Here is a 10,422-nt window from a genome sequence, read left to right as displayed (position 1 = left end):
ATCACCAATAGAAAATTTAAATAAGGATAAGCTTTTCCTAAGAGCTTATCCTTTCTTAATGAATAAGCTTATTAACCAAACTCCTGCATAGAATACTGGAGTATTACATATAGTAAAAAATAGTTTAAATGAATAGCTGTTAAGTACAAGATGACCTAATTGGTCAAAAGGAAAAATATTAAATAAGCTTATAATCCCAATTACAATAAAAGTATCAATAAATAAAGAAATTGCCGTACTAAAATTATTTCTTATCCATAAATATTTACCTTTAGTAATTTTACGTATCCATAAATAGATTAATATCAACAAGTTGAGCTATATAACAGGCAAAAGTTGATTCTAAACAAGATATTAGTAGCTTCCAATTTATCCATGAGACTTATTATTAAAACTACTATTATATTAAAAATAATAGCAAGCTTTACACAAAAATTGGCTCTTTCTTTACCGTAAAACTCAGCTATTAAATCCGTTAATAAAAAAGTTAACGGGTAAAAAATTGCTCCTATAGATAATTCAAGAATATAAAAATTAAAAATATTAAGGTAAACAAATTTTTGATATATTAAGTTTCCCTATTATAATAAGGACTGTAAAAAACATACATCAAATGATATAAATTTTTTCTTTTATATTAAATTCTATAGACATTTCTAAAATTATTTTAGGTGCAAAAATATTGCTGTACTCTAATAATATATATTGGGAGTTCTGAAAACTATACTAAATTCTCTGATATCATGCCATTTATCCATAGGTGTTGTTACATGACTCCTGTTATGTCATTCCCGCAAAAGCAGGAATCCAGTACTTTTATCTGTCACCCCGTGGTCAAGCCACGGGGTGACACAGTGGCTTTTACCGACCCACACAACAATACCAACAACGGTAGACAATGACAAGTATGAGAGATATTACTAAGATAAAGCTGTAACTATTTAGCTATAGGTAAGCTATTTTCTGCTTGATTTTCTTCAATTTCATTAATCTTAGAAACTAAATCAGATTTCTTTTTTGAGGAAAGGTTAGCAAGTACTATTGCATTTATTAAAAATAATGTTGTAAGTATTATAGTACTTTTAGTAAGAAAATTACCGACTGTTTTAGCACTGACTACTCCCATATTATTACCGCCGCTTATACTACTAATTCCATCCGATCCGCTACGCTGCATCAGAATAACTATAATTAGCAATATTGCAATAGTAATATGTACAAAAAGAAGAATGTCTATCATATAATAAAATAATCGTTACCGTATTTTAAATGTAAATCATACATTAGTTTTATATTATTTGCAACTTAGCTTTATAAAATAAACATAATACTATAAACATAATACTATCTGACAGAAACTAGACTAAAATCAGCATATGAGTTTTTCAAGAAAGGTTAAAAACTCACAAAGTTTAGGATGTGTTATGGTGCTACTAGGGGGAATCGAACCCTCGACCTCTTCATTACCAATGAAGTGCTCTACCCCTGAGCTATAGTAGCACGATTATTTCAAACCCTTTTTGCCACATATTTGTCATAAAATCAAGAAAAATTTTGGAAATTCGTTTACTATTTACAAAAAAGCTCTTATCTTCATTCGCTCCACTTATATGTACCCCATCATAAGATGCTACTGTAGTTTCATTAGCATACATCCCAAATTCTTTCTGTAAATAATCACTTAAAATCTTTAGTGTTTTTTCTTTGGTTTGGCATGCTAATATCATTTTATTATCTTGTACTAACTTGTGTAATTTGGGTATCTCTTCTGCAGTAACAAGCCTCATTGCCAAACAACCATTTTCTTCTTGTTGTAGAAGGTCAGCCGTTACACTCGTAGTAACTCTATGACATGTACCGAATAAGTCTAGATCTATCCTTGAAATTGCTTCGTCACTAGTTACTTCTTTAAAAGTTCTGGAATGATTGATGTATCCTCAGAGATACTGGCAAAGACTAATCCCTTTTCAGTTATTTTATGTTCACAAGCATCGCCATAGTAATAACTCTTAGGTTTAAAGACTACAATTTTGTTATTAAATTCAACTAGGTTTGCAGGTTTTGTAATTTTTTCATATTTTATCTAAACTTCTATTTTTGTAAAAAGATAAGGCAATCAATGCAAAAATACAGCTTAATATGACATAATAAACTGCTGAGGTTACATGCCCTGTTTTGTGTACTAAATATTCAAAGACAAGAGGCGTAGTACCACCAAAAATACTTGTAGCAGTGTTATATGAAATAGAGAGAGCAGTGTTACGTATATTTGTAGGATACAATTCTGCTTGTAATGCTGGTTCAGGACCGATATAGCTAGCAGCAAGTATAGCAAGTATCAATTGTGAGATAATTACACTTGTGAAGGCCCCACTCTCAAAATTATTAAGTAAAAATGGCGTTGTTACAATAATTATTATCAGATTAATTACAAAAATTTTCCTGCGACCTATAATATCGGATAGATAACCGCTTAATAAAGTTACGACTATCATAATCACGTAACACACGCTAGCAAGGCTATTTACCTCATTTTCAGTAAAGTTGCGGCTGATTTTAAAAAACGATACCAAGTAAATTGTAGTTAGATAGAATATTATCGAACCGGGAGCATTTATAAAAATCGAGATTAATATATCAAGCCAATAATTGGTAATGACTTTTTTTAACGGTGATTGTAAAATCTTGTTCTGCTCTCTTAGATTTTTAAAATTCGGTGTTTCGTGTGTATTTTTTTTAATATAAAATGCTGCAAAAAGAATAAAAGAACCAAGTAAAAAAGGTATTCTCCAGCCAAAACTATCAAATTGTGAAACTGTTAGGATATTCTTAACAATATAAGAAACAAAAGAACCAAGCAATAAACCGGAGCATATACTAGACATTGAAATACTACCGGTTAAGCCTTGGTGTTTATGGCTAGTATGCTCAATAACAAAGGAAATAGAGCCGGTCAAAACTCCTCCCATTGATAATCCTTGTAGAATTCGTACACAAATCATTAATATAGTCGCAGTTATACCGATAGTATGGTAAGTTGGTAATATTCCTATTAATACGGTTGGGGCAGACATGCAAAATAACGCACTAGTTAAGGCTACTTTACGTCCAAATCTATCACCGATAACACCAAAAAATATGCCGCCCAACGGTCTTGCCAAATAACCTATAGCAAATACTAAAAAAGCTTGCAGTAAAGAAGTATTAGCATCATCATTTGGAAAAAATTTTGTTCCTATTATGGGTGCAAAATAACCGAATAATACATAATCATACCATTCAAAAGTGTTAGCGATACCGCTTGAAAATACTAGTTTACTGCGATTCATGTTTTCTATTCATAGCTTTTTTTTCGGAATATATTATAAATAAGGTGGTAGGAATTATTATTACTGCTCCATGAAGTGTGCTTTTATCAGGAAATTCGTTAAATATGAAATATGCCGCTATTACCGAAATAACCAGCTCTAAATATCTATAAGGAGCGGTAGCGGTTGCATCTACCATGGAAAAAGCTTTAAGCAGGAAGAATAATATTAAGCTTCCGCTACTACCGAGTACAAACAATAAAGCTAATTCAAAACTACTAGGAGTTAGCCAATACTGCAATGCTACAGGTAACGACACTATAGCAGTTACTATTGCCGAATAAAATAGCATGCTAATCATCGATTCTTTTATTACGAATTTTTTATTAATAATATCAAGCATAGCAAATGAAATAGCTGCTAATACAAAATACAAAATTTCTGGGTTAAAATCCTCGGCATGCGGTTTAAGCGTAACAACAAGTCCTATAAATCCTACTACGGTAACTACCCATCTTGGCCAAATAATATTTTCGTTCAGAAAAAATACGGCAAGTATTAACGTAAATAAAGGAATAGAAAAACTTACGACTGTTGCAGTAGTAACGGGAGCTATGGTAAGACCGTAAGTCCAAGAAGTCATACCGAAAAATAATAATAACCCTCTTAATATATGTACAAAAGGACGACTTGTTTTTAAAGTATTTTTACCATAATAAACAACAAAAGGTAGTAAAACTATGCTACTGAAAAAGAAGCGGAAAAAAGCTACTTCAAAGCTATGTAAACGAGTTCCAAGATATTTAGACATTACATCATTGGCACTACTACTTACTAAACTAAGTAAAAACCAACCTATACCGATTAAATATGTTTTTAATGCATCATTCATTAATATGCTCCAATAATTTCTATAATTTTACTTAAATGTCTTGACTTTTAGCATAAAAGAATTCTATCTTTTATGACAATAGTATAAATATATAAACAAAAATTTTATATAATAATACGGTAATCAATTTTAAGCAAGTAAAGGTTATAATTATATGTTAAGAATAGTGAAAAAATTAGGGATAATTTTGTTTGTATCCAGCATAAGTATTAATAGTTTTGCTAAAAGCATGTATGATGATGTAGACTCTGCTCCTGACTATGATAGTACACCGTATTACGAAAACGAAGGCAGTTTAGTTTTCAAGATGCGTCTAGGAGGTGTTGTTTCAAGTGCTAAGCAAAAAGGATTACCTACTCCTACCTCTCCTCAACCTGTTTTAGTAGGAGAAGTAGCAAAAAACGGTTATGGAGGTGATGTGTCCACTACTATATTCTTTAATAATTATTTAGCTACTGAATTATCACTTGGCTTTAATGTTTTACGCACTAAATATACATCCCTTGCAGCCGTTGCTCATAATTATGGCGTTGATAATGTTAAACTAGGAAAAAACAAACCTATTTATATGATTCCTGCAACAGTTACCGGACAATTTCATATAGCTCCTTACGGTGGAATAAGACCATATATAGGTATAGGTTATCACGGTTCTTATATGCTTACGCAAGCTACCGGTCTTAAAATTAAAAACGGACACGGTGCCGTAGGACAAATAGGTGTAGATTTTTATGCTAAAGATGATACTTTCATCAATATTGACGTAAGACAATTTTTCTTAAATCCTCAACTTGAGTATAAACCGAATTTAGTGGGTAATAAAACCATGACCTCTAAAGTTAAACTTAATCCTTTAATAGTTTCTATAGGTATAGGATTTACTTTTTAGCCTTGTTGCATGGTTCTTGAAGCGTATTTGTCATCCCGCGACTTGATCGTGGGATCCAGTTTTTTTATTTTTTTGGATACCACGGTTAAGCCGCAGTATGACACTAAATAGCTAATAATATAAACATACATTCACCTATGTCCCTACAAATTATCCAGTTATTATACTTAGTTGCGGCTGTTTGCTTTATTCTATCACTCAAATTCTTATCCTCACAGAAACAAGCACGTTTAGGCAGTACCATAGGTATTTTGGGAATGGCGATAGCAGTCATCGTTACTTTTTTCCTACCGGATTTTACTCATAAATTACCCATTATAGCAACCATATTATTAGGTGCTGTAATCGGCGGGATTATCGCACTTAAAATCTCCATGACGGCAATGCCTCAATTAGTAGCGGGATTTCACTCTTTTGTCGGTCTTGCTGCGGTATTTGTAGCTTATGCTACAGTACTTGCTCCTGAAAATTTTTCTATAGGAATAGCAGGAAGTTTACCGATTAATGCATTAATAGAAATATCAGTAGGCGTCTCTATCGGTGCTTTAACTTTTAGCGGTTCAATTATAGCTTTTCTAAAACTACAAGGCTTAATGAAAAGTAGCCCGTTAAAATTCTACGGTCAGCAATATATATGCTTATTAACGGCAATAATATTGGTTATTCTAGTAATATCGTTTATTCGTTCAGAGAATATATTTTTATTTAATCTAATAGTCTTTTTATCACTGTTAATCGGAGTATTACTAATAATACCGGTAGGCGGTGCAGATATGCCTGTTATAGTCTCAATGCTAAATTCTTATTCAGGTTTTGCGGCAGCAGGTATAGGCTTTACGCTTAGCAATAGCCTACTTATTATTACTGGAGCATTAGTCGGTAGTAGCGGAGCCATACTTAGCTATATAATGTGCAAAGCGATGAATCGCTCATTAATTAAGGTTATTTTTGGGGCGTTTTTGCCTGCACCTACTGGAATTAACAAGGATATAGACGACGATAAAATAGTAAAAACAAGCTGCCCTGAAGATGCAGCACATTTACTACTTAATACATCATCGGTGATAATTGTTCCCGGTTACGGTATGGCAGTAGCCCAATCTCAGCATATCATAAAAGAGCTGGTTGATATATTAGAACGTTCAGATATTAATGTACGTTTTGCCGTACATCCGGTAGCAGGTAGAATGCCAGGGCATATGAATGTTTTACTTGCAGAAGCTAATATAGATTATGAGAAAGTACTTGAGCTTGAAGAAATTAATAGGGATTTCGCTACCACTGACGTAGTGCTTGTGATTGGGGCAAATGACGTAACTAATCCTGCTGCTAAAAATGATCCGAACAGTCCAATTTACGGTATGCCGGTACTCGATGTCGAAAAAGCACGTACGATTTTGTTTATTAAACGTTCTATGGCATCAGGATATGCAGGTATAAAAAATGCGCTATTTTATCACGATAATACTTTTATGTTATTCGGCGATGCTAAGAAAGTAGTTGAGGAGATAGTTAAGTTTCTAAATGAAGATTGACTTAAATAACTCTATTTGTTATAACTTCTTAAATTAAGCCAAAAAACAATTATCATGAATTCGCAAAAAACATTACCACTTCTGCCAAAAGCCACAGCTATATGGTTAATTGAAAATACTTCTTTAACTTTTAAACAAATTGCCGATTTTTGCGGTATTCATGAATTTGAAATAAAAGGTATGGCTGACGGTGAAGTAGCACAATCTATAAAAGGTTTAAATCCAATTGCAAACGGTCAGTTAACTTTAGAGGAAATTGAGCGTTGCAGTAAAGATCCTAATGCTAATTTACAAATTTCATACAGCCCTGCTGATGAATTGATGAAAAATCAGAAAAAACAGCGTGCTAAATACACTCCTATAGCAAGACGTCAAGATAAACCGGATGCTATATATTGGTTATTGTCTAATTATCCGAACATCCAAGACCATCAAATAATTAAATTAATAGGTACTACTAAAATTACTATAGATGCTATTAGAACCCGTAGCCATTGGAATATGAATTCTATTCGTCCTCGTGATCCCGTATTACTGGGGATCTGTAGTCAAATAGACCTGAATAAAATAGTAGAAAGCCTAAAGCCTCCACAAAATCCTACAAAAGAATCATAAAATTATACTAACTGCTATCCTGCGAAAAGCTTGCTTACGTGAATTATTTTTTGATTGTTACCCCGCCTTGATCAGCGTTATTGCGTGGCTCGTTTATGTCATTCCTGTATAGTTGAACATTGCTGGATGGACCGGTAAAATCCACTGTGTCACCCCGTGGCTTGACCCACAGAGTCCATAAAAAAATCTAAAATACTAATAATAGTATTTTAAGCTAGATTCCGTGGTCAAGCCACGGAATGACAACGGATGCGTTTTTCAATCCACACTGACAATACTTTTCTCACAAACGGATTTTTGTATGGATTAGAAAAGTGATTATTGCCTAATAAATCGTTTATCGCTAGGTAAAGTATAACTTTTATCGGTAGAACGATAGGGACAAATATCAATTCCTCCACGCCTAGTATATACTATATAAATAGAAAGAAAATCAGGACTTATAGCATTTTTAATATCTGTAAAAATACGCTCAGCACACTGCTCTGCAAACTCATTACAATTTCTAAAAGATATTAAATATTTCAGAAAAGAATCATATTTTAACTTTTTTCCTTTATATTTTATAACGATTGTACCCCAATCCGGTTGACCGGTTACTAGGCAATTTGATTTGAGTAAATTAGAATTAATCTCTTCTTCTACCAAAACATCTTCATACTCAATTAAACTATTATCGGGTGCACCGTAATTATTGCATACTATATCTAAATCATCAATATTTTTACCGCTTGGAACACCAAATTCTACTCTTGTATTTATAGGAAATATACGTCCTGTTACTTTAGCGTGTGTAACATTACTTAGATCCTGCAAGATAATTCTTTCTAGTTCTTTTACTGATTCAACAACAAAGTTATTAAAAGAATTTAGATATAATTTAAATGATTTTGATTCTACTATATTTTCAGAATCCGTCGGTATATAAAAAGTGCCTACTCCAACCCATGGCTTACCGTTCTTATTAAGACAAGATAGTTCATATGTATTCCAAACATCTACACCGTAAAACGGAAGATTATTACTATTTATTCCAAGTTCGTTTCGATGATTTATACGTGGAATTTTAAATAATAAAGTCACATCATAACTATCTTTATAAGTACTTTTTTTACCAAGTAAAGAAGTAGATAAAGGCATTAATTATGCTCCTTGTGCTAAAATTTCTTTTTGTTGTAACTCATCATATTCCTTTAGCATATAACCACGTCCCCATACTGTGTCGATATAATCTCTACCGCCGGCAGCATCACTTAACTTTTTACGAAGTTTACAAATAAATACGTCAATAATTTTCATTTCCGGTTCATCAACACTACTATATAAGTGATTTAAGAACATTTCTTTAGTTAAGATAGTTCCTCTTCGGAGTATTAATAGCTCTAAAATAGCATATTCTTTGTTCGTCAAATGTACTTTTTTGCCGTCAACTTCTATACTTCTAGTATCTAGGTTTATGCTAACCTTATCAAACCTAAATACTGATGCTGCATGACTTTTAGAACGTCTAACTATAGCTTTAATTCTAGCAATTAATTCCTCTCTTACAAACGGCTTAGTTAGATAATCATCGGCTCCGGAAGAAAAACCAGTAATCTTTTGATACGTATCCGTTAAGCTAGATAAAATTAAGATTGGGGTTTTTATTTTTGCAGCACGCAATCTTAGTAATATCTCAAAACCATTAATATCCGGTAACATAAGGTCTAAGATTACTAGATCATAACCACCAACTTTACCAAGTCTTAAACCTTCTACACCAACTGAAGCTTTATCGCAAACTATCCCTTCTGAAGCTAAAGTTAGTTCAATTAAGTTAGCCATTTCCGGCTCGCCTTCAATTAACAAAACTCTCATTATTTTTCTCCATAAAATTCAATTTTTATATTGTGCTATAATTTAATTACAGTTAATTATTGTTAACTAAATTATAATTTTTTATCTAGTGCTTTATACATTTATTAATAACATAAGTAAAGAATATTTAATCAAATTGATAAAATTTTTACTATTAAGCTCTATCTGTGGTTTAAAAACCATGGCGTTTAAAATGAAATTTATTAAATAATTAAATGATTTTCTTAGTTTTGATGCTCTGACATTTTCTTATGATATAAGGCACCAAAATCTATAGGATCAATCATTAAAGGCTGGAATCCTGCATCTTGAGTACAGCTAGCTATAATTTTTCTGGCAAATGGAAATATCATTGCCGGACAATGAACGGATAATAAAACCGGATGTTGTTCAGACTCAATATTAATTAAATTAAATACTCCAGCATATTTTAATTCTATCTGAAATAATGTATATTTCTCATTTCTTGCAATTGCCTCGATATTTAACTCTACTTCATAGAAATTTTCTTCCGATAAATTAGTAATATTTATATCTAGAGATAAATCAATTTGAGGGCGTTGATCCAAAGCCGCAAGAGAAGACGGGGCAGAAGGGTTCTCAAGAGATAAATCTTTTATATATTGTGCATTAACGGAAATATGCGGCATTGTCTCATTAGTATCGGTGTTTATTGTACTCATAAAAATCCTTATTAAAAATTTAATATAATTTTCTACATAAAGTTATGTTAGCGGTAAAGTTACGCCTACTTGTTTCATATATTTTCCTTGGCGATCGGCATATGAAGTATCACAAATTTGATCACTCTTTAAAAATAAAAACTGACAAGCTCCTTCATTTGCATATATTTTAGCAGGTAATGGAGTAGTATTAGAAAACTCTAAAGTTACATGCCCTTCCCACTCCGGTTCTAACGGAGTCACATTTACTATTATACCGCATCTTGCATAAGTGGACTTGCCGACACAAATAACTAATATATCACGCGGTATTTTAAAATATTCTATAGTTCTGCCAAGGGCAAAGCTATTAGGTGGGATAATACACACATCTACTTCTCTATCAACTAAATTATATTCACTGAAATTTTTTGGATCAACCGTAGTAGAATTTATATTGGTGAATATTTTAAATTCATTAGATACTCTAGCATCATAGCCGTAAGAAGATAAGCCGTAAGAAATAATCTTTTCTTTATTATGCACTCTTACCTGCTTTTCCGCAAAGGGCCTTATCATACTGTGATTTATAACAGCTTCTTTTATCCACTTATCTGACATTATAGCCATAATCAAAACTTGATTTAATTAATAAACTAATGAC

At 32.2% G+C, this 10,422-nt stretch carries 10 protein-coding genes, 1 tRNA gene and 2 pseudogenes; 3 read left to right on the top strand and 10 right to left on the bottom strand.

Annotation, left to right across the window (positions count from 1 at the left end; genetic code table 11):
• Positions 1-45: 45 nt before the first annotated feature.
• From RJP_RS00635 to RJP_RS00615, 6 genes and pseudogenes are all read right to left on the bottom strand, one after another.
• Positions 46-606 (bottom strand): annotated as a pseudogene (locus RJP_RS00635) (queuosine precursor transporter).
• Between the two features lie 331 nt (positions 607-937).
• Positions 938-1,240, bottom strand: coding sequence for a preprotein translocase subunit SecG (gene secG, locus RJP_RS00630; RefSeq protein ID WP_004996773.1), 303 nt, complete (start codon positions 1,238-1,240; stop codon positions 938-940).
• A 185-nt stretch (positions 1,241-1,425) separates the two neighbouring features.
• A tRNA-Thr gene (locus RJP_RS00625) sits at positions 1,426-1,500 on the bottom strand.
• An 89-nt stretch (positions 1,501-1,589) separates the two neighbouring features.
• Positions 1,590-1,793, bottom strand: a pseudogene (locus RJP_RS07015) (hypothetical protein); the annotation flags it as partial.
• Positions 1,794-2,072: 279 nt separating this feature from the next.
• On the bottom strand, positions 2,073-3,329 hold the full coding sequence (locus tag RJP_RS00620; protein WP_014120493.1) for an MFS transporter: 1,257 nt from the start codon (positions 3,327-3,329) through the stop codon (positions 2,073-2,075).
• Positions 3,316-4,200: a DMT family transporter gene (locus tag RJP_RS00615; protein WP_014120492.1), complete on the bottom strand. Its 885-nt coding sequence runs from the start codon at positions 4,198-4,200 to the stop codon at positions 3,316-3,318. The genes RJP_RS00620 and RJP_RS00615 overlap by 14 nt, the downstream gene beginning before the upstream one ends.
• A 154-nt stretch (positions 4,201-4,354) precedes the next feature.
• On the opposite strand from RJP_RS00615, the gene RJP_RS00610 reads away from it, so the two are divergent.
• From RJP_RS00610 to RJP_RS00600, 3 genes are all read left to right on the top strand, one after another.
• Entirely contained in the window at positions 4,355-5,089 is a 735-nt protein-coding gene (locus RJP_RS00610; protein WP_014120491.1) for an OmpW family outer membrane protein, read from the top strand.
• Positions 5,090-5,226: 137 nt separating this feature from the next.
• The gene (locus tag RJP_RS00605; RefSeq protein WP_014120490.1) at positions 5,227-6,624 is read left to right on the top strand and encodes an NAD(P)(+) transhydrogenase (Re/Si-specific) subunit beta; all 1,398 of its coding nucleotides are present in this window, start codon (positions 5,227-5,229) and stop codon (positions 6,622-6,624) included.
• Between the two features lie 54 nt (positions 6,625-6,678).
• Positions 6,679-7,239, top strand: a complete 561-nt coding sequence (locus RJP_RS00600; protein ID WP_014120489.1) for a cell cycle transcriptional regulator TrcR — start codon at positions 6,679-6,681, stop codon at positions 7,237-7,239.
• A gap of 318 nt (positions 7,240-7,557) precedes the next feature.
• Here the strand turns inward: RJP_RS00600 and queF are convergent, their stop codons facing one another.
• The 4 genes from queF to dcd form a co-directional block, all read right to left on the bottom strand.
• Positions 7,558-8,379 (bottom strand): NADPH-dependent 7-cyano-7-deazaguanine reductase QueF, encoded by an 822-nt coding sequence (gene queF / locus RJP_RS00595; protein ID WP_014120488.1) that lies wholly within the window; start codon positions 8,377-8,379, stop codon positions 7,558-7,560.
• Between the two features lie 3 nt (positions 8,380-8,382).
• Positions 8,383-9,096: a response regulator transcription factor CtrA gene (gene ctrA / locus RJP_RS00590; RefSeq protein WP_014120487.1), complete on the bottom strand. Its 714-nt coding sequence runs from the start codon at positions 9,094-9,096 to the stop codon at positions 8,383-8,385.
• Positions 9,097-9,320: 224 nt separating this feature from the next.
• The gene (gene secB / locus RJP_RS00585; protein ID WP_014120486.1) at positions 9,321-9,779 is read right to left on the bottom strand and encodes a protein-export chaperone SecB; all 459 of its coding nucleotides are present in this window, start codon (positions 9,777-9,779) and stop codon (positions 9,321-9,323) included.
• A 42-nt stretch (positions 9,780-9,821) separates the two neighbouring features.
• Positions 9,822-10,388: a dCTP deaminase gene (gene dcd, locus RJP_RS00580; RefSeq protein WP_024704438.1), complete on the bottom strand. Its 567-nt coding sequence runs from the start codon at positions 10,386-10,388 to the stop codon at positions 9,822-9,824.
• Positions 10,389-10,422: the final 34 nt, after the last annotated feature.

Source organism: Rickettsia japonica YH, from assembly GCF_000283595.1.
GTDB lineage: Bacteria > Pseudomonadota > Alphaproteobacteria > Rickettsiales > Rickettsiaceae > Rickettsia > Rickettsia rickettsii.
The sequence above is the reverse complement of the archived record's forward strand: the minus strand, read 5'-3'. Positions and strand labels throughout refer to the sequence as shown.